General features: G+C 55.9%; 23 protein-coding genes. 9 read left to right on the top strand and 14 right to left on the bottom strand.

Annotated features, from left to right (window positions below; translation table 11 throughout):
- Positions 1-80: 80 nt before the first annotated feature.
- Both VIN76_RS07015 and rarD read left to right on the top strand, forming a co-directional pair.
- Positions 81-302 (top strand): hypothetical protein, encoded by a 222-nt coding sequence (locus VIN76_RS07015; protein WP_332041119.1) that lies wholly within the window; start codon positions 81-83, stop codon positions 300-302.
- A gap of 73 nt (positions 303-375) precedes the next feature.
- A complete protein-coding gene (gene rarD / locus VIN76_RS07020) occupies positions 376-1296 on the top strand; it encodes an EamA family transporter RarD (RefSeq protein WP_332041120.1) in 921 nt (306 codons plus the stop codon).
- 19 nt (positions 1297-1315) lie between these two features.
- Here the strand turns inward: rarD and pyrC are convergent, their stop codons facing one another.
- Entirely contained in the window at positions 1316-2374 is a 1059-nt protein-coding gene (gene pyrC, locus VIN76_RS07025) for a dihydroorotase (RefSeq protein ID WP_332041121.1), read from the bottom strand.
- Positions 2375-2418: 44 nt separating this feature from the next.
- Between pyrC and VIN76_RS07030 the strand changes: the two genes are divergently transcribed.
- Positions 2419-3192, top strand: a complete 774-nt coding sequence (locus VIN76_RS07030; RefSeq protein ID WP_332041122.1) for a folate-binding protein — start codon at positions 2419-2421, stop codon at positions 3190-3192.
- A 125-nt stretch (positions 3193-3317) separates the two neighbouring features.
- On the opposite strand, the gene VIN76_RS07035 is transcribed toward VIN76_RS07030, so the two are convergent.
- From VIN76_RS07035 to hisS, 4 genes are all read right to left on the bottom strand, one after another.
- Positions 3318-4088 (bottom strand): DUF4167 domain-containing protein, encoded by a 771-nt coding sequence (locus VIN76_RS07035; RefSeq protein WP_332041123.1) that lies wholly within the window; start codon positions 4086-4088, stop codon positions 3318-3320.
- Positions 4089-4332: 244 nt separating this feature from the next.
- Positions 4333-5259 carry a peptide chain release factor N(5)-glutamine methyltransferase gene (gene prmC, locus VIN76_RS07040; RefSeq protein WP_332041124.1) on the bottom strand — a complete coding sequence of 309 codons (927 nt, stop codon included), beginning with the start codon at positions 5257-5259 and terminating at the stop codon, positions 4333-4335.
- Complete coding sequence (gene prfA, locus VIN76_RS07045) at positions 5252-6328, bottom strand: peptide chain release factor 1 (RefSeq protein WP_332041125.1); 1077 nt, start codon at positions 6326-6328, stop codon at positions 5252-5254. Before prfA ends, prmC begins: the two co-directional genes overlap by 8 nt.
- A gap of 133 nt (positions 6329-6461) precedes the next feature.
- Positions 6462-7730 (bottom strand): histidine--tRNA ligase, encoded by a 1269-nt coding sequence (gene hisS / locus VIN76_RS07050; protein ID WP_332041126.1) that lies wholly within the window; start codon positions 7728-7730, stop codon positions 6462-6464.
- Positions 7731-7962: 232 nt separating this feature from the next.
- On the opposite strand from hisS, the gene VIN76_RS07055 reads away from it, so the two are divergent.
- From VIN76_RS07055 to VIN76_RS07080, 6 genes are all read left to right on the top strand, one after another.
- Positions 7963-9972: a peptidase M61 gene (locus VIN76_RS07055; RefSeq protein ID WP_332041127.1), complete on the top strand. Its 2010-nt coding sequence runs from the start codon at positions 7963-7965 to the stop codon at positions 9970-9972.
- Between the two features lie 16 nt (positions 9973-9988).
- Positions 9989-10525: an inorganic diphosphatase gene (gene ppa / locus VIN76_RS07060; RefSeq protein WP_332041128.1), complete on the top strand. Its 537-nt coding sequence runs from the start codon at positions 9989-9991 to the stop codon at positions 10523-10525.
- A complete protein-coding gene (locus tag VIN76_RS07065) occupies positions 10522-10854 on the top strand; it encodes a hypothetical protein (RefSeq protein ID WP_332041129.1) in 333 nt (110 codons plus the stop codon). The genes ppa and VIN76_RS07065 overlap by 4 nt, the downstream gene beginning before the upstream one ends.
- 246 nt (positions 10855-11100) lie before the next feature.
- Positions 11101-12300, top strand: a complete 1200-nt coding sequence (sucC, locus tag VIN76_RS07070; RefSeq protein WP_332041130.1) for an ADP-forming succinate--CoA ligase subunit beta — start codon at positions 11101-11103, stop codon at positions 12298-12300.
- Positions 12301-12516: 216 nt separating this feature from the next.
- Positions 12517-13263 (top strand): electron transfer flavoprotein subunit beta/FixA family protein, encoded by a 747-nt coding sequence (locus tag VIN76_RS07075; RefSeq protein WP_332041131.1) that lies wholly within the window; start codon positions 12517-12519, stop codon positions 13261-13263.
- Positions 13263-14192 carry an electron transfer flavoprotein subunit alpha/FixB family protein gene (locus tag VIN76_RS07080; protein ID WP_332041132.1) on the top strand — a complete coding sequence of 310 codons (930 nt, stop codon included), beginning with the start codon at positions 13263-13265 and terminating at the stop codon, positions 14190-14192. The genes VIN76_RS07075 and VIN76_RS07080 overlap by 1 nt, the downstream gene beginning before the upstream one ends.
- A gap of 210 nt (positions 14193-14402) precedes the next feature.
- Here VIN76_RS07080 and VIN76_RS07085 read toward each other — a convergent pair whose 3' ends face one another.
- From VIN76_RS07085 to VIN76_RS07125, 9 genes are all read right to left on the bottom strand, one after another.
- A complete protein-coding gene (locus VIN76_RS07085) occupies positions 14403-14765 on the bottom strand; it encodes an iron-sulfur cluster assembly accessory protein (protein WP_332041133.1) in 363 nt (120 codons plus the stop codon).
- A 41-nt stretch (positions 14766-14806) separates the two neighbouring features.
- The gene (locus tag VIN76_RS07090; RefSeq protein WP_332041134.1) at positions 14807-15340 is read right to left on the bottom strand and encodes an SUF system Fe-S cluster assembly protein; all 534 of its coding nucleotides are present in this window, start codon (positions 15338-15340) and stop codon (positions 14807-14809) included.
- Positions 15341-15349: 9 nt separating this feature from the next.
- Complete coding sequence (locus tag VIN76_RS07095; RefSeq protein WP_332041135.1) at positions 15350-16618, bottom strand: cysteine desulfurase; 1269 nt, start codon at positions 16616-16618, stop codon at positions 15350-15352.
- On the bottom strand, positions 16615-17385 hold the full coding sequence (locus VIN76_RS07100) for a SufD family Fe-S cluster assembly protein (RefSeq protein ID WP_332041136.1): 771 nt from the start codon (positions 17383-17385) through the stop codon (positions 16615-16617). The genes VIN76_RS07095 and VIN76_RS07100 overlap by 4 nt, the downstream gene beginning before the upstream one ends.
- On the bottom strand, positions 17382-18125 hold the full coding sequence (gene sufC / locus VIN76_RS07105) for a Fe-S cluster assembly ATPase SufC (protein WP_332041137.1): 744 nt from the start codon (positions 18123-18125) through the stop codon (positions 17382-17384). The genes VIN76_RS07100 and sufC overlap by 4 nt, the downstream gene beginning before the upstream one ends.
- A 65-nt stretch (positions 18126-18190) precedes the next feature.
- Complete coding sequence (gene sufB / locus VIN76_RS07110) at positions 18191-19651, bottom strand: Fe-S cluster assembly protein SufB (protein WP_332041162.1); 1461 nt, start codon at positions 19649-19651, stop codon at positions 18191-18193.
- A gap of 47 nt (positions 19652-19698) precedes the next feature.
- Complete coding sequence (locus tag VIN76_RS07115) at positions 19699-20157, bottom strand: SUF system Fe-S cluster assembly regulator (RefSeq protein WP_332041163.1); 459 nt, start codon at positions 20155-20157, stop codon at positions 19699-19701.
- Positions 20158-20298: 141 nt separating this feature from the next.
- Entirely contained in the window at positions 20299-21141 is an 843-nt protein-coding gene (locus tag VIN76_RS07120; RefSeq protein ID WP_332041138.1) for a DUF6597 domain-containing transcriptional factor, read from the bottom strand.
- A 265-nt stretch (positions 21142-21406) separates the two neighbouring features.
- On the bottom strand, positions 21407-23251 hold the full coding sequence (locus tag VIN76_RS07125; RefSeq protein ID WP_332041139.1) for a DUF885 domain-containing protein: 1845 nt from the start codon (positions 23249-23251) through the stop codon (positions 21407-21409).
- Positions 23252-23280 lie beyond the last annotated feature (29 nt).

Consider the following 23280-nt stretch of genomic DNA (forward strand, 5'->3'; position numbering starts at 1 on the left):
TCCTGATCCGGTTTTTCCAGCCTCCATCCGGCCGGGGCAAAATGCTTGCAACGCAGGTGTTCTATGCATATACAACAGTTATGGCTAATCTAATCTCAATTCTCATTGGCTGTATAGCCCTCGTTCTCACTTTTGTCGGTCTGGTTCCGCTGCTCGGCTGGACCAACTGGCTGATACTGCCCTTTGCCGGTATCGGGGCTTTGTTCGGACTGATATCCTCGCGCACTAGCGGCCTGTATTTCTGCCTGATCGTCATGGCGATTAGCGCCCTGCGCCTGATGTTAGGCGGCGGAGTCATCTGACCGGACCGGTCAGGCCAAGGGCCCAACGCTAAATTTGATTGCCACCGCGTTAGCGCGGACCTAATCCCGCAGCATGACCGCACAAGGATCAACCAGCCGGTTGGGGCTTATCCAGGCATTGCTGGCCTGTGCGATCTGGGGCGTAATGCCCATATATTTCAAGCTGTTGCAAAGCGTCCCGGCGCTTGAAGTCGTGGCGCACCGGATCATCTGGTCCGTGCCGTTGCTGCTTATCATGCTTTATTTCCGCAAAAACCTGTCAGGCTTGCGCGCGTCATGGGCGGACCGCCAGATACGCCGCGCCATGCTGGCCAGTTCGGTTTTAATCGCGGCCAACTGGCTCGTCTATGTATGGGCGGTGCAGGAGGATCATATTCTTGCCGCCAGTCTCGGCTATTTTATCAGCCCTCTTGGCACCGTTTTCCTGGCCCGGATATTCCTTAAGGAGAAGCTGAGCCGCAACCAGTGGATTGCCGTTGCCATTGCAGGCGTCGGTGTATCGATTCTGGCAGCCGAAGCATGGCAGACATTGTGGATCAGCCTCGCGCTGGCTGGCTCATGGGGGCTATATGGGCTTGTTCGCAAAATCGCTGTCGTCGGTCCCGTTGTCGGGCTGACCATCGAAACCAGCTATTTGTTCCTGCCCTTCATATTACTGGTATTCTGGGTCGCGTTCGGTAATTCTCCGCCCGATGCCCGCACCCATTTTGGTGACAGTTTACCTATAGACATGCTGTTGCTCGGCGGGTCGCTGGTCACGGCGATTCCGTTGATGCTGTTTGCGGCGGCGGTCAAGAAAATGAACCTCAGCACCATCGGCTTGCTGCAATATCTGGCCCCGACATTGCAATTCCTGATCGCTACTTTTGTCTATCAGGAGCCGATGACCATGTCGCATATCGTCTGTTTTGGACTGATCTGGATCAGCCTGGCGCTGTTTTCCATCGACGCAATAAAGCGCGAAGCCGCGCGGAAAGCTGCTCTGGTCGTTTAAACTTTTTACGCCAGCACCCTTATCCCGCAATCCGCCAGCCCAGTTCCTGCCCGGCATGGAACGGAACCAGCCTTGCCGCGCCTGCCTCGATCTGATCCGGCACGCTGGTTATGGCGCGCTCCAGCGTCACCGTGCCTTCATTAAGCGGAAGGCCATAGAAATTGGGACCGTTTACAGAGGCAAAGCCTTCCAGCTTATCAAGCGCACCCTCTTCATCGAACACGCTGGCATAGCTTTCCAGCGCATAAGGCGAATTGAATATCCCCGCGCAGCCGCAATCCGATTCCTTGGCATGGATCTCGTGCGGCGCACTGTCGGTGCCGAGGAAATATTTCGCAGAACCGGATGTAGCCGCTTTACGCAAGGCCAGCCGGTGCCGCTCCCGCTTGGCGACGGGCAGGCAATAGGCATGCGGCCGAAGCCCGCCCTGAAACATCGCATTGCGGTTGATATGCAAATGCTGCGGCGTGATCGTCGCGCCGATATTGGGACCGGCACTGTCCACAAAAGCGGCTGCATCCGCCGTCGTGATATGTTCAAAAACAACCTTCAAGCCCGGCAGCCGGTCAACCAGCTTTATCAAAACCCGGTCGATAAACACGGCTTCCCGGTCAAATATATCGACATCGCTGCTGGTCACTTCGCCGTGGACCAATAGAGGCATGCCCAGTTCCTGCATCCGCTCCAGCACCGGCATGATATTGGCGATATCCGTCACCCCGTGGGCGCTGTTCGTGGTGGCATTGGCAGGATAAAGCTTGGCCGCGGTAAAGACACCGCTCTCAAAACCCTGTGCCATGTCATCCGCATCCGCCGTGTCGGTCAGGTAACAGGTCATTAGCGGCGTGAAGCCCGTATCAGGCCCCAGAACCGCCAATATACGATCGCGATAAGCCTGCGCGCTGGCCGTGTCCGTGACCGGCGGCGAAAGATTGGGCATGATTATGGCGCGCGCAAATTGCCGCGCGGTAAACGCGGCGACCGAGCGTAACATATCCCCGTCACGCAGGTGGACATGCCAGTCATCCGGTTGGCGAATGGTGATGGTGTCGGGCGAGACTGGCTGGGCTTGATTCATGGTTCGGGCTTTCTTTTGGCGCTGTGCATCCCTACCTAATCCTTATGACCGAAACCAGACTTAATCAGCGCGCGGTGATCCGCGTATCCGCAACCGAAGCCGGCAGGGAAGAGGGCGAGGATTGCCGCGATTTCCTGCAAGGGCTGGTGACACAGAATATAGCATCGGTGCAGGAGGACGCACCCCAATGGGCTGCGCTTTTGTCGGCGCAAGGCAAAGTGCTGTTCGATTTTTTCCTCTGGGCAGACGGGGACGATATCCTGATCGATGCCGAGAGGGAACATGCCGAAGCTTTGGTAAAGCGGCTGAAACTCTATCGCCTGCGCCGGAAAATCGCGATCGAGGTGGATCCGGCGACAACCGTTCACTGGTCCCTTGATGCAGCGGGCAAACCCGAAGACCCGCGGCTTGCCGGTCTGGGCCATCGCTGGCTGGAAGATGGGCACAATGACAGCTTGAGCGAAAATGGCGCCGATGAGGATTACCGGGCGCACCGGCTTTCTTTGGGTGTGACAGAGGGGCAGGCAGAACTGGGCAGCGACAAGACGTTATGGCTGGAATGTAATGCCGCAGAGCTCAACGGCGTAAGCTTTAGCAAAGGCTGTTATATCGGTCAGGAAAATACCGCGCGGATGAATTACCGGCAAAAGGTCAATCGCCGTCTGGTGGTCGTGCCACTGGAACAGGCCGATGAAAAACGCCAGCGAATCGCCTATCCGGACCTCGCCCTGTCGGTTGAGCATCGCCGGGTTGAGGATATTACCGGCCTGGACCTGCCCGACTGGTTGAGCGATGCGCTCTCAGCAGGGGCGCAATGACCCTGCGATAGCTTTAAACGCTTATCGCCTTGATGGCGCATTACGCTTATGGGCAAACCAGAAACCACCATTCCCGCGCGGGCGGGAGCGATGGTTTGAGGCGATATGATGTACCCAGAGCGGGTTTACGCCGCAGCGTCGCCCTCTTGAGTCTCTTTGGCTTTCACCGTCCGACGCTTGCGGACAACCGGCTTTTTCTTGGTTTCGCTATTATCATCCGCTTTGACATCGTCAGCGTCACTGTCGCTATCATCCGGCTGAATCGCAATCGCCGGCGGCAATATGCTGGCATCGAAGCCGTTTGATTCGCCGTTTACTTTTTCGGCTTTCTCCACCGTTTTACGCGGGCGGCGGGCACGGACAGGTTTTTTCACTGCCGGTGCTTCCTGCGCTTCTGCTGAATCATTTCCGTCAGAAGACGCATTTTCATCGCGCTGGTCTTCGTTGCCATGGCTTTCGTCATGCCGCTCTTCCCTTGCCTTGGGGCGACGGTCATTTTGCTGACGGTCATTCTGCTGGCGGGCACGCGGGCTGCGGTCCTGTCGTCCGCCATCATCCTGTTCGCTGTCATCGCCAGAATTGTCGTTCCGGTCGCCCTGTTGGCCCCGGTTTTCATCGCGGGCCTGGCGCTGCTCTTCACGGCGCGCCTGGGTATCTGCATGAACACGGAAATAATGGTCTGCGAATTGATGATAATATTCGGCATTGACGCGATCGCCATTGACCTGGGCATCCTGTGCCATTTTTTTGTATTTTTCCAGCATTTGGGCCGCATTGCCGCGTGCGCGGTTGTCGATCCGGTTGTCGCGGTCAACACCGCCGCGATTCCCCTGATTGCGGTTGCTGTTATTACTAGTGTTCCGGCCACGACGGCGGCCGGTCTGACGATTATTCATCAAATTCTGGGTGTCCTTATTACCGTTAATAAATTCGGTCTTTCCTAAAGTTTCGCCGCCACAAAGGCAGCCTTTGTGCCGTGGATTCAGTGATCCCCAGCAACCCAAAAAAGATAAAATGTTGCCGGACATCAGCAACATTATCAATATGGGAGTCGGCCAGAGATTTTAGGGGAAATGCCAGAAATCATCTGGGCCTGTTCCACCTTTAACCTGTTGCTGCGTCAAAACCAAGCAAATTCTATCAGGTTGCCGAATAGCGCAGAACCAAAATCCGGTCATTACCACCAAAATCCTGTTTACATTCAACGCTATAGCCGTTTTTTTCAGCCAATCGGGACACCATATCGGCCTGATTAAAACCGATTTCCAACAGCGCTGTGCCATTTTCAGCCAACAGATCATGCAGAGCCGGTATGATGATCCGGTAATCATCCATCCCCTGCGGACCGGCAAACAAGGCTGCGCGGGGTTCATATTCCGCCACTTCACGCGATAATTCGGCCTCTGTCGATACATAGGGCGGATTGGCCAGTATCAGATCGAAAGGCCCCGCACTTAAAGGCTCCCGATCAAAGGACTGGAGCAAAATTTGTGTCCAGTCCTGCGCTGTCCAATCCAGAAGCAAAAAGCGCGCCCGATCAGCCAGCCCCAGACGATCCGCATTATTATGGGCAACGCCAAGCGCCGCCGCGCTGGCGTCTATCCCGACCCCTTGCGCATACGGAAATTCTGACAGGGCCGAGAGCAGCAAAGCGCCGCTGCCCGTGCCAAGGTCAAGAATGTTTCGCGGCGGACGCTCCGCGCCGATTTCCACGGCGGTTTCAATCATGATTTCGCTGTCCGGGCGTGGGATCAGGACATCGGGTGAAACCTGAAATGGCAGGCTCCAGAACTCCCGCTCTCCCAATATATGCGCGATAGGCTCATGACCCTTGCGGCGCTCGACAAGGGCGGCAAAGGCATCTGGGACAGCCAATTTTGGCAGATTGAGCAACAGGTCCGAACGGCTGATCCCCAACGCATGCGCCATCAGCAATTCCGCATCAAGGCGCGAAGTTTCACTCACTGGTTCAAGGGCGCGGGCCGCCTCCCGCAAAACATTGGAAAGCCCCCACCCCTTGCCCCTCCCCTGAAGGGGAGGGGTTTCGTTATCGTGGTTATTACCCATCCAGGTTGGCGAGCCGACTGGCCTCATCCTCGGCGGTCAGGGCGTCTATCAACTCGCCAAGCGCGCTGCCTTCGATAATTTCCGGTAATTTGTGCAGCGTCAGGTTAATCCGGTGATCGGTCACGCGGCCTTGCGGGTAATTATAGGTTCTTATGCGCTCAGACCGGTCGCCTGAGCCGACCATGGATTTGCGCGCATCGGCTTCTTCGCTCGCTACCATGGCGCGTTCACGCTCGTAAAGCCGGGCGCTCAGCACTTTCAGCGCTTGCGCCTTGTTCTTGTGCTGCGATTTGCCGTCCTGACACTGGACCACCAGGCCGGTGGGCAAGTGGGTGATGCGAATCGCGCTGTCGGTCTTGTTCACATGCTGTCCGCCCGCGCCGCTGGCACGGTAGGTGTCGATACGCAGGTCTTCTGTGCGGATGTCGATATCGACCTCTTCCGGTTCCGGCAGAACCGCGACCGTGGCCGCAGAAGTGTGGATGCGCCCGCCACTTTCCGTTTCCGGCACGCGCTGCACCCGGTGGACGCCGGATTCGAATTTGAGCTTGGCGAACACGCCCTTGCCTGTGATGTTGGCGACGACTTCCTTGAACCCGCCGACTTCAGATGCGTTGGCAGAAATCATCTCGATCTTCCAGCCCTGATCCTCGGCAAAGCGGCTGTACATGCGGTAAAGGTCGCCAGCGAACAAAGCCGCTTCATCGCCGCCTGTTCCGGCGCGGATTTCCAGCATGGCCGGACGCTCGTCCGCCGCGTCCTTGGGCAGCAATTGCAGCGCCAGGGCATGTTCCGCCTGCGCCAGCGCCTTTTTGACATCATCGACTTCTTCCGCCGCCATGGCCTTCATCTCGGCATCATCACCGGCGAGCATTTCTTCCAGCCCGGCCTGTTCGTCACGCAGCCGTTTGACCTCGGCAGCGGCCTGCGCCACGGGCTCGATCTCGGCATATTCCTTGGACGTTTCGACAAATTTATCGCCGTCCAGATTGCCGGATGCCATCATCGCCTGAAGCTCGGCATAGCGCGCTTCGATTTGCGCAAGGCGTTGGGGAGAGAATCGGGTCATTGGTTTCGCCCTCCCGCTTTGCGGCCAGCCGCTGCCGTCGCCCCCGCGCAGGCGGGGGTCCAGCTAATTGAGTCCGCAGAAGAAGAAGCTGGATTCCCGCCTTCGCGGGAATGACGATGGTGTTTCGCTTGGCTCATGACTTCACAACCAGATCAGACGATGCTGCGGCCAATGTCTCCAGCACATTGCCGACAGCAATATATTCGTCCGTCGCTTCGGATGAGCGGGGCTGCGCGGTTATTTTTCCTTCGATCATATTCAACGATATAATCACTTTTGCAGCCGTTTTCACCGCTTTGTCATAGCGTTTGCGCGGCGATCCCGTGGCTATCATCTCGGCGGACAATCCATTCTCACGCAGTCTGGAAAGGATTTGATAGGCATGATTCATCGCTGCATTATCTTCGACGGCCAGTGCCACATCCGGTGTGGGACGCTCGGGCTCATCAATCAACATCCCCAACCGCTCAATCCCTGCAGCCCAGCCAACGGCAGGCGTTGCCGGCCCGCCCAGCGATTCGATCAGCCCGTCATAGCGGCCACCCGCCAGCACCGTGCCCTGCGCGCCCAACCGGTCGGTGACAAATTCAAAGGCCGTATGACGATAATAATCCAGCCCGCGCACAAGGCGGCTGTTGCGGGTCCACGCGACGCGGCAGGCATCAAGCCCCTCTGTCACCTGCGCGAAAAACTCTTTGGCCTCATTCGACAGATAAGCATCAATATCCGGCGCGCTGTCGGCGATCGGGCGGTCCTGCCGCTCTTTGCTGTCCAATATACGCAGCGGATTGCGTTCCAGCCGGTCCTGACTGTCGGGGGAAAGATCCGCCCTGTGCGCCTGAAAATGCTCGACTAGTGCATCGCGCCACGCATCGCGGCTTTGCGCATCGCCCAGGGTATTGAGTTGCAACGTCACGCCTTCGGATATGCCCAGCTCACGCAAAAGCTGGTCAGCGAAGCATAGAAGATCGACATCCGCAGCCGCTTCGCCGGCTCCGATAATTTCGGCATCCAGTTGATGAAACTGCCGGTAACGGCCCTTTTGCGGGCGTTCATAGCGGAATAGCGGACCGTGCGTGGAGATTTTCAGCGGCGCATGTTGCTGCCAGCCATTGGTCAGAAAAGCGCGCGCGATTCCGGCAGTAAATTCGGGGCGCAGGGTCAGGCTGTCTCCACCGCGATCCTCAAAACTATACATTTCCTTGGACACCACGTCGGTGGTTTCGCCCAGCGAGCGGGCAAATACAGCGGTCGGTTCAAAGACCGGCATCTGTACGCCCTTAAAGCCGTAAAGCCGCCGCACACGGTCAAACACGTCCACGACATGCTGGAACCGTTCCTGATCTTCGCCAAATATATCCTGTGTGCCGCGAACCGGCTGCGGCGTTTGTATTTTTGCCATGGATACCCTTTGTCTGTGCCTGTGGTGCCTGGTCTAGCCGGGCTATGCCTGAACATGCCAAGTGTTTTGCTGGACGCGCTTTAGCCGGTGATGCGCAAAAACGAAAGATACCTTGTTTTCCTGTGCTGAAATCTATTGCTTATATTGTCGTATTTCCTATCGGATCACTGGACGTTGCGGCTGAAAATCGCCATTCAGGACATTAAGACAGGTTACAGGGGATCAAGTTTACATGCGTCGGGTTGCATTTTTGGGGCTGGCATTGGCCCAGTTGCTTGTTGTCTTGTCATTCATTTCACCCCTCACAGCGGCTTCTGCTGCGATGCCGGACAATCTGAGCAAACCGGTCTATGTCGCTCATCAGGATACGATCCCCAAAGCGCAGGACATTCCCTATCCCGGGACCATGCGGCTAGAAGTAGATGCCCGCGATACCGTGCAGGGGGTTTTCCGCGTCACGCAGACCATTCCGGTGGCCAAAGCGGGGCGATTAACGCTGCTCTATCCCGAATGGCTGCCCGGCAATCATGCCCCGCGCGGAGAGATCGAGAAACTGGCAGGGCTGGAATTTACCGCGGGCGGACATGTGCTGGAATGGGTTCGCGATGATGTCGATGTCTATGCGTTTCACCTGACTGTGCCGGAGGGGGTTTCGCAAATCACCGCCAAATTCCAGTTTGTATCCGCGACAAACGCGACACAAGGCCGGATTGTCATGGCATCGTCCATGCTGAACCTTCGCTGGCATCAGGTCTCGCTTTATCCGGCTGGCTATTATGTCCGGCAAATCCCGGTGGAGGCCGCCGCGATCTATCCCGACGGTTGGCAAGCCGCCAGCGCGATGCGCCCCAAAGCGCAGCAGGACAAACGCGCCGCCATGACCCCGGGGATGAACTATGTGGCTTATCAAAAGACCGACTATGACACGCTGGTCGATAGTCCGGTTTTTGCGGGCAAATATTTTCAGAGCCACGCGCTTGGCCGCCGCGTTCACCTGAACATTGTTGCGGATGATGGCAAATTTCTCAAACCCGCAAAATCGCATATCGCCGCGCACAGCAAGCTGGTGCGAGAGGCCGAGGCTTTATTTGGCAGCCAGCCTTATGACCGCTATGATTTCCTGCTCGCGCTGACCGAGGAAATGGGCAGCATCGGCATAGAGCATCACCGCTCGTCGGAAAATGGCGTGAACCGCGAATATTTTACCGGATGGAAGGACGGTCCGGGCCGCCGCAATTTGCTTGCGCATGAAATGACCCATAGCTGGAATGGCAAATATCGCCGCCCGGCAGGCATGTGGACGCCGGATTTCCGTGAACCGATGCGTAGCGACCTGCTCTGGGTCTATGAAGGACAGACACAGTTTTGGGGCTATGTGCTGGGCGCACGGTCTGGGCTTTATTCCAAACAGGATACGCTGGACGCCCTAGCCACCATTGCCGCCAATATGACGCTTCAGGTCGGGCGGGAATGGCGACCGCTGGTCGACACAACGCACGATCCGGTCATCGCCGCCCGCCGCCCCAAGCCGTGGAGCAGCTGGCAGCGGCAGGAAGATTTTTATAATGATGGCCTGCTGATCTGGCTGGAGGTTGACGGGATTATCCGGCGCGAATCAGGCGGAGAAAAATCGCTGGAAGATTTTGCGAGGCGCTTTTTCAAAGGCAAGAACGGCGATTACGGCGTGGTGACTTATGAGCTGCGCGATGTGATCGAAACCCTGAACGCCGTGCAGCCATATGACTGGGCAGAATATGTCGACGAACGGGTTTACCGGCCTGTGGTTCACGCCCCCACAAACGGGCTAACACTGGGCGGCTATGAACTTGTCTATGACGACAAGCTGTCCGACTATATGAAGGCGAGCAACATACGCGGCAAACATTATGACCTGAGCCATTCGATCGGCATGGTGATAAGCGACAATGCCGTGATCAAATCCGTGATCTGGGACAGCCCGGCATTCAAGGCTGGATTGAAAACCGGGCTCGCCATTACCGCCGTCAATGGAAAGGCCTATAGCGTCGATATATTGATGCAAGAGATTGAGAATAACCGCGGGAAAACAAGTAAAATAGAGATTTTTGCAAAAAATGGTGACCCGTATAGTGATTTTTTGGTCGATTATTCCGATGGGCTTCGCTATCCGCATCTCAGAAAAATAACCGCTAAAAGTGCGGACGGAGTGGATGACAAAACTGAACGGGGTATTGATCGGCTCTTGCGGCCAAAAACCAAGTAATCAGGACCTGTAGAACATGGACATCACCAAAATTGCCATCGGCGACAATCCGCCGGAATCCCTGAACGTGATTATCGAAGTGCCCGTTGGCGGTGAACCGGTCAAATATGAATTTGACAAGGAATCCGGCGCGCTGTTCGTGGACCGCATATTGCACACGCCAATGCGCTACCCCGCAAATTACGGGTTTGTCCCGCACACCCTGTCCCCCGATGGTGACCCTCTGGACGCGCTGGTAGTGGCGCGCTCTCCATTCATGCCGGGCTGTGTGGTGCGTTGCCGCCCCATCGCGGTGCTGAACCTCGAAGACGAACATGGCGGCGATGAAAAATTGCTCTGCGTTCCGCTTGATGCGACGTTCCCCTATTACCGCGCGATTGGTGAAGGCGGAGATCTGCCCCAGATCGTGATGCAACAGATTGAACATTTCTTTACCCATTACAAAGATCTGGAGCCTGAAAAATGGGTCCGCGTCGGCAAATGGGGTAATGCAGAAGATGCCCGCCGCGTCATCCTCGAAGCAATCGAACTGGCAAAGTCGAAAAAGAAATGACCCGCTGTCTGGCCGCGACGCGTTCCTTGCGCTTTTGGACCGGTATAGCGTTGATCGCCGCTCTGGCATCCTGCGCTACCCCGGAAAGCAGGGTGCGCAGCGCGCTGGTCAGCGCCGGCCTGCCCAAAACGGTCGCCGCCTGTATGGCCGACCGGATTGTGGACCGGCTGTCCCCGCTCCAGCTTCGGAAACTGGACGGGCTGGGCAAGCTGCGTGACCGCAATGCAGGCGACATTACCATCAACGAATTTATCAAGCGGACCAAGGCGTTGCAGGACCCCGAAATCCTGGCCGTCGTGACCTCGTCCGGGGTTGTTTGCGCTTTTTAGCGATAGCCGCTGCGGCAGCGAAACTCCTGCGCTACGCCTGCATTGCGCCTGCATTACGTCTGCATTTCTGGCGCATATATAGCGGAAAAGGCCGGTTGCTCCGCAATAAGGGCGATTTGCAACTGCGCGAGTCCCGAATAGTGCATGAAAATTATCTTAAATCAGGGTGGAATTACCGCCCTGACTGTGCTTAAGCCCTTCGCAAGACTCGCTTAACCGATATATAGAAAGGCGTTGCATCGTCCCATGAATATCCATGAATATCAGGCCAAAGAACAACTCGCCAAATATGGCATCAACATCCCTGCCGGCCACGCCGCACTGAGTGTTGAAGAAGCCGTCTCAGCCGCTGAAAAGCTGCCTGGCCCTCTTTATGTGGTAAAGGCACAGATTCATGCCGGTGGTCGCGGTAAAGGCAAGTTCAAGGAATTGGGACCAGATGCAGGCGGCGGTGTCCGTTTGTCCAAATCGGTCGATGATGTACGCAATAACGCGACCGAAATGCTGGGCAACACCCTCGTCACCATCCAGACCGGCGAAGAAGGCAAGCAGGTCAACCGGCTTTATGTCACCGATGGCGTCGATATTGCCGAGGAATATTATCTTTCCATGCTGGTCGATCGTGCATCCGGCCGGATTGCGATCATCGTGTCCACCGAAGGCGGCATGGACATTGAGGAGGTGGCGCATAACACCCCTGAAAAAATCAAAACCATCACCATCGACCCTGCTCAGGGCTTTATGCCGCATCATGGCCGGTCCGTGGCATTTGCGCTGGGCCTTTCCGGCGACCTTAACAAACAGGCACAAAAGCTCGGCAAACAGCTTTATACCGCGTTCACCGACATGGACTGCGAAATGCTGGAAATTAACCCGCTGGTCGAAACCAAGGATGGCCAGCTCCTCGTACTCGATACCAAGATGAGCTTTGACGGCAACGCATTGATGCGCCACCCCGATCTGGTGGAACTGCGCGATGTGACCGAAGAGGATCCTGCCGAAGTCGAAGCGTCGAAACATGACCTCGCCTATATCAAGCTGGACGGCAATATCGGCTGTATGGTCAATGGTGCGGGTCTGGCCATGGCGACCATGGACATCATCAAACTCAACGGTGCGTTCCCCGCGAACTTCCTTGACGTAGGCGGCGGCGCAACCACTGAAAAAGTGACCGCAGCTTTCAAAATCATTCTTGCCGATCCGGCTGTTGAAGGCATTCTGGTCAATATTTTCGGCGGCATCATGAAATGCGACATCATTGCCGAAGGCATTGTCGCGGCCGCAAAAGAAGTGGACCTTTCGGTTCCTCTCGTCGTCCGTCTGGAAGGCACGAACGTCGCCAAGGGCAAGGAAATCCTGGCCAATAGCGGCCTGCCGATTGTTCCTGCCGATGACCTTGGCGATGCAGCGAAGAAAATTGTCGCACAGGTGAAAAAAGCGGCTTGAATCGGTCCCTTCCTCTATCGGGAAGGGGTCCAAGGGTGGTGGCGATACCGCGTTGAAATGCGCGCTTTGTCCACCGCTCGCCCCCTCTTTTGGGTAGAGAAATACACGACGATACCGCACCGCAAGTTCAGGAATATGGTGCATTAAAGTGGGGGTTTGACGTTTACGTGAACGTAATTTAAGGCGTTCGCAGAAATTTAAATGAAGGAAACAGCAATGAAAATCCTGGTGCCCGTAAAACGGGTGATAGATTATAACGTAAAACCACGCGTAAAGTCCGATGGCAGCGGTGTTGACCTCGCCAATGTGAAAATGTCGATGAACCCGTTTGACGAAATCTCCGTCGAAGAAGCGATTCGCCTGAAAGAAGCAGGCAAAGCAGAAGAAATCGTCGCGGTGTCGGTTGGCCCGCAAAAGGCGCAGGAAACCCTCCGCACCGCGCTTGCCATGGGTGCAGACCGCGCCATTCTGGTAATGACCGACGAAGAAGTCGAGCCGCTGGCCGTTGCCAAGATCCTTGCAAAAATTGTCGAAGAAGAAGCACCGCAGCTGGTGATTACCGGCAAACAGGCGATTGACGATGACAGCAACCAGACCGGACAGATGCTCGCAGCTCTGCTCGGATGGGGTCAGGGCACGTTCGCCAACACGGTAAATCTCGAAAGCGACAGCATCGAAGTGAAGCGCGAAATTGACGGCGGCCTGCAAACGGTCAAGCTGAACCTTCCCGCTGTGATTACCACCGACCTGCGGCTCAACGAACCGCGCTATGCGTCGCTGCCGAACATCATGAAGGCAAAGAAAAAGCCGCTCGATGAAAAAACGCCTGCCGATTACGGCGTCGATATCGCGCCGCGCCTCACCACCACCAACGTTTCCGAACCTCCTGTGCGTCAGGCCGGTGAAAAGGTTGAAGATGTGGATGCGCTGGTCGCCAAACTTAAAGCTGTGGGAGCCATATAATGAAAACGCTCGTACTTGTTGAACATGACAACACAAACATGAAAGACGCAACGCTGGCCGTTGTAACCGCCGCTTCGCAGCTTGGCGAAGTCCATGCTCTCGTCGTCGGCTCCGGCTGTGCCAGTGTTGGCGAAGAAGTTGCCAAGGTTGCCGGTGTCAGCACCGTGCATGTTGCGGATGACGCATCGCTTGCCAACCAGCTTGCCGAAAATGTCGCGCCTCTGGTCGTCAGCCTGATGGACAGCCATGACGCTTTCCTGGCGCCTGCCACCACCACCGGCAAGAATATCGCGCCGCGCGTCGCAGCCCTGCTCGACGTGATGCAGATTTCCGACATTCTCTCTGTCGAAAGCGAAGACACGTTCACCCGGCCTATTTACGCCGGCAACGCCATCGCCACCGTCAAAACATCGGATGCCAAGAAAGTCATCACCGTTCGCGGCACCGCTTTTGACAAGGCAGCCACCGAAGGCGGCTCAGCCACCATCGAAGCTGTCAGCGGCGCAAGCGATGCGGGTCTTTCCACCTTCGTCAGCGAAGAAATCGCCAAGTCCGAACGCCCGGAACTGACCAGCGCGAAAATCATCGTTTCCGGCGGCCGTGCACTGGGTTCTTCCGAGAAATTCGAAGAAGTCATCACCCCGCTGGCTGACAAGCTTGGCGCAGGTATCGGCGCTTCGCGTGCTGCGGTAGATGCGGGCTATGTCCCCAACGACTATCAGGTCGGCCAAACCGGCAAGATCGTCGCTCCGGAAGTCTACATCGCCATCGGCATCTCCGGCGCGATCCAGCATCTGGCGGGCATGAAGGATTCCAAAACCATCGTCGCCATCAACAAAGACGAAGACGCTCCGATCTTCCAGATCGCGGACATCGGACTGGTCGCGGATTTGTTCAACGCGGTTCCGGAATTGACGTCGAAGCTCTAACAACGACATAGCGCCCGCCGACTCCCTCGTCATGCTGAACTTGTTTCAGCATCCATCGGGAGGTTGGCGGGGAGTTTAAGATACAAAAAACCCCGGTGTGAAAACGCCGGGGTTTTTTGTTGTGCGTTTAATTAAAGCTGGAGCCGGATCAGCGGCGCTTTCCAGACTAGATAGCTGGATTCCCGCCTGCGCGGGAATGACGGTGAATTCTCAAACCGTAAAACTCTCCCCGCAGCCGCAGTCGCCTTTGGAATTGGGGTTTTTGAACACAAAGCCTGCGGTGAAATCGTCTTCCTGCCAGTCCATGGTGGAGCCGATCAGGTAGAGCACGCTGGGGCCATCGACGTAGAATGTGCCGCCCGGCGTTTCGATTTTTTCGTCAAACTTCACTTCTTCGGTTACATAATCGACCGAATAGGCGAGCCCCGAACAGCCTCTGCGCGGGGTGGACAGTTTTACGCCGATCACGTCTTCCGGCGCCCTGGCCATCAGGTCGGCTATGCGTTTTTCAGCCGCCGGTGTCAGGGTGATCGCTGCGGGTATCGCGCGTGTTTTGGTTTTTGTATCGGTCATAACTCATGCTCCAAATTCTCTCTCCCCTACAGGGGTGAGGGCTATAACATCCCCAGTTCCAGTTTCGCTTCGTCGCTCATCTTCTGGGGGTCCCATGGCGGGTCCCAGACGAGATTGACCTCCGCATGGCCGATGCCGGGGACGCTGCCGACCTGCATTTCAATTTCGCCGGGCATGGATTCGGCCACCGGGCAATGCGGCGTGGTTAGGGTCATCGTGATGATGGCGTGACTATCGGAAGTCACCTCTACCCCATAGATCAGGCCGAGATCATAGATATTCACCGGAATTTCGGGATCATATATGGATTTCAGCGTTTCTATCACCGCTTCATAAAGATCGCCGCCGACTTCCCCAGCGGGGGTTTCACTGGGCTTTTGCGCCAGAAATCCTTCCAGATAATCGCGCTTGCGGTTCAGCTTGCTGACATCGCTTTCCGCCTCGTAAGGGGAAGGCGCCATGACTTTTGTAGGCGTTTTTTCTGCCGTATCTTCCACAGCATCTTCGACTCTGGCCAGGCGCGGCTTTTCAACGCTGTCCACTTCTTCAACCAATATTTTGCGTTCTTCATTCATCGCTTGTTCCTACCCGAAAATCTTTCTGACCCGTTCCACACCCCGGACCAGGGCCGCGACATCCTCTGCGTCGCTATAAATGCCAAAGCTGGCCCGCGCGGTCGCCGGAACGCCAAGATGATCCATCAACGGCTGCGCGCAATGGTGACCGGCACGGATGGCGACGCCGCTTTCATCCAATATAGTGGCGATGTCATGCGGATGCACGTCTCCGACCGCAAAACTTAATATACCCATGCCATTGTCCGGACCGAACAGCCGCACACCGTCAATAGCGCCAAGCGCCTCGCGTGCGGTGGCCAATATGGCATTTTCATGGGCGGAAATCGCATCCAGCCCGATCATTTCGACATATTGGATCGCCGCGTCCAGCCCGACTACACCGGCAATATGCGGGGTCCCCGCCTCGAACCGGCCGGGCGGCGGTGCATAGGTCGTGCCGTCAAAGCTGACCCGGTCGATCATCGACCCGCCACCCTTCCACGGGGGCATGGCGTCAAGAATCTCGTATGGCGCCCAAAGCGCACCTATGCCGGTCGGGCCGTAAATCTTGTGCCCAGAAAACACGTAAAAGTCGCAGCCGATTTCCTGCACATCCACCGGCACCCGCGGTGCGGCCTGACAGCCATCAAGCAACAGCTTCGCCCCGACCTTATGCGCAATCTCCGCTGCGCGCTTTGCATCCAGTAACGAGCCCAGCACATTGGAAACATGCGCCAGCGCTACCAGCTTGTGCCGCTCGGTCAGCATGTCTTCCATGGCATCAAGGTCAATCTGGCCATCCGGCGTCAAAGGCGCCACATCAATATGCGCGCCCACCCGCTCGGCCAGCAATTGCCACGGCACGATATTGCTATGATGCTCGAGTAGCGACAGCATGATCCGGTCGTCTTTACCGATATTGGCCTGGCCCCAGCTTTGCGCGACCAGATTGATGCTGTCCGTCGCGCCGCTGGTAAATATAATCTCATTCTCGCTTGCCGCATTCAGGAACCCGGCTAGCCGTCCTCGCGCCGCTTCATAGGCCAGCGTCATATTGGCGGAGCGTTCATATACGCCGCGGTGGACGGTCGCATAATCGGGGCCGTAAGCACGGGCAATGGCATCAAGAACCGGCTGCGCCTTTTGCGCGGTCGCAGCGGTATCCAGATAATGCCACCCCTCCGGTATGCCGGGGAAATCGGAACGGTGATATGCCGACCCGTCCCATTTGATCGCGCCGCCTTCATTTTCCCAGCGCGGTATCGGAAGGGTCATGGAAGAGGGTGCCTCACTCATAACAGATTCTCCAATAGATTCAGCGCCTTGTGTTCAGCGGTTTCGCGCTCCGCATCATCTTCCATGCTGACAAATGCATCGGCAATAAACGCATGGAGCATCAATTTACGCGCCTGTTCCGGCGGCAACCCGCGTGACGCCATGTAGAACAGCGCCTGCTTATCCAGTTCGCCAACGGTTGCGCCATGGGCACATTTCACATCATCGGCAAAAATTTCCAGCTCCGGCTTTGCGTTGGCGGTCGCCGTGCGGTCGAGCAGCATGGCCTTTACAGACTGCGCCGCATCGGTTTTTTGTGCATTACGAGCGACATTCACTTTACCAAGAAAGCTGCCGGTGGCTTTCTCTGCCAGGACGGAGCGGACCACCTGATTGGATGTCCCGTTAGGCTCGGCATGGATGACTTCGGTAACGATTTCCAGCGTCTGCGAACCGCTTCCCAATATCGCACCGCCCAGTTCAAAATGCGCGCCTTTGCCAAGCGTTGCCTTGACCTGGACACGGCCATAGCCGGCAGCACTTACCAGCATATGCAATGCAAATGCCGCGTTGTCGCCGATGGTTATATCAAGATCGACTATGCCTACGCCATCTTTGGTGCCATCCAGAATGGGCAGCTCGAAAATCTGGCGGGAAAGCTTTTCACCTGCTGGCACGACAATCTTTTCCGGTCCCGCCAGCTTGGGCCAGACCGGTTCGAGCGCTTTCAGGTCACCGTAGCGCCAAGCCTCGTCACGCCAGGTCGGAAGGGGTAAGATCGCACTCATGCGGCCACCGCCTCATAACCTTCTTCTTCCAGCTCAAGAGCCAGTTCCGGTCCGCCGGTTTTTACAATCCGGCCCGCGACAAGCACATGGACAAAGTCCGGCTTCACGATTTCCAGCAAGCGCTGATAATGGGTGATGAGCAGCACGGCCTTGTCGGGTTTACGCATGATCGTATTGATACCCGAACCCACCACGCGCAGCGCGTCGATGTCCAGACCGCTATCGGTTTCGTCGAGAACCGCCAGCTTGGGATCGATAATGCCCATCTGCACCATCTCGTTCCGCTTTTTCTCGCCGCCGGAAAAACCGACATTGACCGCCCGTTTGAGCATATCCATGTCCATTTGCAGCAAGCCCGCTTTCTCCTTGGCCAGCTTGATAAATTCCGCGCCGGATAACGGCTCTTCGCCGCGTGCCTTGCGCTGGCTGTTCACGCTTTCGCGCAGGAATTGCAGGTTGGATACGCCGGGAATCTCGACCGGATACTGAAAGCCCAGAAAAACACCGGCCGCAGCCCGTTCATGCGGGTCGAGGGCCAGCAGGTCCTGCCCGTCAAAAGTCACGCTGCCCTCTGTCACTTCATAGCCGGGCCTTCCGCACAGCGTGTAGGACAGCGTCGATTTGCCCGAACCGTTCGGCCCCATGATCGCATGGATTTCACCCGCGTTCAGTTCGAGCGAAAGCCCTTTGAGGATTTCTGTATCGCCAACCTTGGCGTGGAGGTTTTCAATTTTCAGCATGTTTCTTTTCTTTTGGTTGAATCACATATTTTGCACTGGTACCGGGTGAACCGCTTTTCAGCCCGTCACCCGACCGAACCTTCCAGCGAGATCGCCAGCAATTTCTGCGCTTCGACGGCGAATTCCATCGGCAGTTGTTTCAGTACATCTTTCGCAAAGCCGTTGACGATCAGGGAGACCGCTTCTTCCTCGTCCAGCCCGCGTTGCTGGGCATAGAACATCTGGTCGTCGCTGATCTTGCTGGTCGTCGCTTCATGCTCGATCTGTGCGGTCGGGTTTTTCACCTCGATATAGGGCACGGTATGCGCGCCGCTTTTGTCGCCCAGCAACAGCGAGTCACACTGGGTAAAGTTTCGCACATTTTCGGCGTTCGGACCGACCCGCACCAGACCGCGATATGTGTTGTCGCTATGGCCCGCGCTGATGCCTTTCGAGATGATGGTCGAACGGCTGTTCTTGCCATTGTGGATCATCTTGGTGCCGGTATCGGCCTGTTGATAATTGTTAGTCAGCGCGACCGAGTAAAATTCGCCAACGCTGTTTTCACCGTTCAGCACACAGCTAGGATATTTCCACGTCACGGCGCTGCCGGTTTCTACCTGGGTCCAGCTGATTTTGCTGTTCTTGCCCTGGCACAGCCCGCGCTTGGTGACGAAATTATAGATGCCGCCCTTGCCATTTTCGTCGCCGGGATACCAGTTCTGGACGGTGCTATATTTAATCTCCGCATCATCCATCGCGATCAGTTCGACCACCGCAGCATGAAGCTGGTTCTCATCGCGCATCGGTGCGGTACAGCCTTCCAGATAGCTGACATAGCTGCCCTCTTCGGCGATAATCAACGTGCGCTCGAACTGGCCCGTATTTTCGGCATTGATCCGGAAATAGGTGGAAAGCTCCATCGGGCAGCGCACACCTTTGGGAATGTAAACAAACGTCCCGTCGCTAAACACCGCGCAATTGAGCGTGGCGAAATAATTGTCCTTCATCGGCACCACTTTGCCAAGATGCTTGCGGACCAGATCGGGATATTCCTTGATCGCTTCCGAGATCGAGCGGAAAATAACGCCCGCCTGCTCCAATTCATCGCGGAATGTTGTAGCGACCGAAACGCTGTCAAACACCGCATCGACGGCAACCTTGCGCGCGCCCTCGACACCGGCCAGAACTTTCTGTTCCTCGATGGGAATGCCCAGTTTTTCGTAAACCCGCAAGATTTCGGGATCGACTTCGTCCAGACTATTGAGCTTTGGCTTCGCCTTGGGCTCGGCATAATAATAGGCGTCCTGATAATCGATCATAGGAATATCAAGCTTTGCCCAGTCGGGAGCTTCCATTTTTTCCCACATGCGAAAGGCTTTCAGCCGCCATTCGAGCATCCATTCCGGTTCACCCTTTTTATCGGAAATGAACCGGACCGTATCTTCGTTCAGACCTTTGGGTGCGAAATCCTGTTCAATATCGGATGACCAGCCAAATTCATAAGTGCTGGCACTATCCACCGCGGCCTGTGCCTCGGCATTCATCGCCGTCCGCTCATCCCGCTCTTGAATCTCTGTTTTCACTGCTTCGCTCATAACGCTTGTTCCATGGTTTTAATTTCTTCGGCCACTGGCATTTGTGCCAGACTTGCCAGGCTAACATCCTCCAACGCCTTACGGATTGTCTGGTTGAGAACACCCCAGTGCGGTTTGACGGTGCAGCCATCTTCCAGCTTGCAGTCGTGACTGCCCTCGACCAGACAGCTGGTAATTGCCAGCGGCCCTTCAACCGCCTCAACAATATCGGCAAGGCTGATGGATGACGGGGGGCGCGCCAACCGGATCCCGCCGCCAATGCCGCGGGTCGATTCGAGCAGCCCGGCTGCGGACAGGCGGCTGACCAGTTTTTGCGCCGTGGGCAGTGGCACACCGGTTTCCTGTGACAGCGTCGATGCGTTCAGCTTGCTGCCTGCCAGACGCGCAGCACCACAGTGCCGCGAAGCAGCGGACATCAATACTACAGCATAATCGGCAAGGCTGGAAAGCCGCATAAAATCTCTCACACTTCCTGTGATTCTTTAAATAGGACTTAATTAGTCGCATTTAAAGGGGAATGCAACCAGAGCCATAGGGTTTCCTACCCTTTTTCAGGGCATGAACCCTATAATAGCGCGCTTTCCTGCGCTTTGTAGTCAGGTCTCGGAGGTCAGTGTAGGGATATTGCCCTTCAAAAGCTTGCGCTGGTCGATCAACTTGGCCGTTTCTCCCTCGGCCACTCGCAATTTGGTCGGCGTCGTTCCGGCAAAGAATTTAATCTCGCGAATCATGTGTGACTGGTCATAAAACGCATCTTCCAGTGCCAGCAGCTCGGCCTCATTATGTTCGGCATAGGCGCGCGCGGCCCGTAATGCGCGGTATTTGCGCGCCAGATATTTGGGCGCCATTCCATAAAGCTTGTTGACCGTGCGGAGCACTTGGCGGGAGCTTTGCTGCGACCGCTCCATCAGCGCGCTGACCGGCGGGGAAGGTTCGGAAGACAGCCAGGCATCGACCATTTTCGTGAACTGCTCGATCTCTGGTTTAATATTGGGCAGCGCCTTGCGGAAAAACCCGTCCGCCCAATCCGTCATTTCGCTCACATCATTACAAGCGCGTAAAACCTCAAGATTCTTGTTGATTTCATCGGTGAATATTTTCTGGGCTGGCACGGCCTTGTCCGTAAAATCCGCCGCCGATCTGTTCGTCAGCGCGGCCCAGCCTCTTGGCAACAGGCCGAATCCGAACATGCGAAATGGACCCTGAAGATCGAAACTCATCGCACCGGTGGACGGACCAACCAGCATGGCGCCTTTGGCGGGATAGGATTTCCCGTCGGCAAAGCCCAAATCCCCTGTGCCTTCCAGAAGAAACCGTAACTGTGCAATGGCCGCGCGCTCATTATCGGCAAACCGGGGATGCTCGACCTCAAACAGATAATAGACGGAAACGAGATCCCGTACGTCCTCTGCAGGTGCAAAATATCTCAGACTGACCAAAGCGAACCCCTTAATCCGGATCAAGGAGAACCGGACTGCCCTATTACAATACTACATATAACCGATTTGTGCTGAAATAAAAACTGGTCTGGCTAATTAATTAAGTAGGCAGCAGTAATATATCCCGTCCGCAGAAGTTCTACGGACGGGATGTTTAGGGTCGCAAGGGATTAATGCCCTTAAAGCCAGACATAAATATTGGATAAAAAGGACATATTCCCGGTGATTATTGACTTTTTCGGCCAATCCGGGAAAATTTCGCTGTTTATCTGCTTTCGGCAATCCAGCCATCCACCCGCTCTTCCAGGATATCCAGCGGAACCGGCCCGCTTTTCAAAACGACATCGTGGAAATCGCCCATGGTGAATTTGTCCCCAAGTTGTTGTTGGGCCTTGCTCCGCAATTCCATGATTTTAAGCTTGCCAATCATATAGGCGGTCGCCTGTCCCGGATACACGATATAGCGCTCAATCGCCTTGCGGATATCACCTTCCGGATTGGGTGTGTTGTCGACCAGATATTGTATCGCTTCCTCGCGGCTCCAGCGCTTGTGATGGATGCCGGTATCAACCACCAGCCGGCACGCGCGCCAAAGTTCCATGCCAAGCCGGCCAAAATCCGAATAGGGATCGGTATAAAAACCCATATCCTTGCCCAGCTCCTCGGTATAAAGGCCCCAGCCTTCCGTATAGGCGGTAAAGCCGCCAAACTTCCGAAAAGCAGGAAGGTCGCCCAGCTCGGTCTGGATCGCCCGCTGCAAATGGTGTCCCGGAAGGGCTTCATGATAAGCCAAAGCCTCCAGCTCGGTTTTTGACATGCTCTTCAGGTCATAAAGATTCACATAATAAGTGCCCGGCCGGGATCCGTCGGGCGCAGGGCTCTGATAAAAGGCCTTGCCCGCAGATTTTTCTCGAAATGCTTCCACGGCTTTGATGGTCCATGGCGCCTCTGGCAAAGTGTTGAAATAGCCTGGCAGCGCTTTTTCCATCGTTGTCAGCTTTTCATTGGCATCCGCTAAATAGGCTTCGCGGCTGGTATAGAAATACTGGTCACTGGTCCGCAGATGCTTAAAGAAATCCTGCAAACTGCCTTCAAATCCGACCTGTGCCATAATCTGGCGCATCTCGCCGTGGATACGCGCGACATTATCAAGGCCGATCTGGTGAATCTCCTCTGCGGTCAGGTCGGTTGTGGTGTAATATTTCAGCCGCTCTGCATAATAAGCCGCGCCGTCCTTGAGCCGCCAGATACCATCGCCATCAACGGCCATTTTCTGCTGCCGCTCCATCTCGGCGATCAGCTTTTTATAGGCAGGCGCCATGCTGGCTTTCATCGCCTGACCACCCCGTGCAATCAGGTCGGCTTTTTCCGCGTCGGAAATCGAAAGCGCGTTCACCTTCTTTTTCAGATCCGCGTAAAGGGGCGAATCCGCACCCTGTTCAAACGGTGCGCCGCTAATCACATTTTTGGCATCGCTTATGACATAGGGGAAAACCCAGTCGGGAACCATGATACCGTCATCCGCCCGCTCCGCCGATTGCGCGATAAGCACGTCGAGAAAAGGACCCGATGCAGCCAGACGGCTGACATAGGCTTCGGCATCCGCTTTGGTGACAACGCGGTGGATATTGATCATGAACGCCGGAAGCTGGCTCTGCGCTCCGTTCATCTGGTCAAAAATATAGCTGTTCCGCCGGAACGGAAATGCCTCTTTGGAACGATCGGCCTGAGCCTGAAACAGCCGGTAACTAAGCTGGTCCATCTCATCGAGCCGGTTCATGTCAAACCCAGCTTCCATTTCGGCAAGCGCAGCCTGATCGCGTTCATATTCCCTGATCGCAGCCGCGTCGCTGGGATCATCCAGCTTGCCGTAATCCGCGTCATTTATCCCGCGATAGGCCTTTGTCATAGGCGAATGAGCGAGTTCCATCTGGTCATATTCTTCAAAAAAACTGGCCAGACGGGCATCGATATCACTCTCTGCTGCGGCTGGCGCTGCGGTTTCCGATTGCGAGGCAGCTGGAACATTGCTGGCACTGGCAACCTCTCCATCACTGGTGGAGCAAGCCGCAAGAAATGCAGTGGTGGCGAGGAGAATATATTTTGTCATCTAATTTCCCTTTGTCGTTGCCCGGTAGG

The organism is Parasphingorhabdus sp., assembly GCF_036568145.1.
In the GTDB taxonomy this organism is placed as follows: Bacteria; Pseudomonadota; Alphaproteobacteria; order Sphingomonadales; family Sphingomonadaceae; genus Parasphingorhabdus.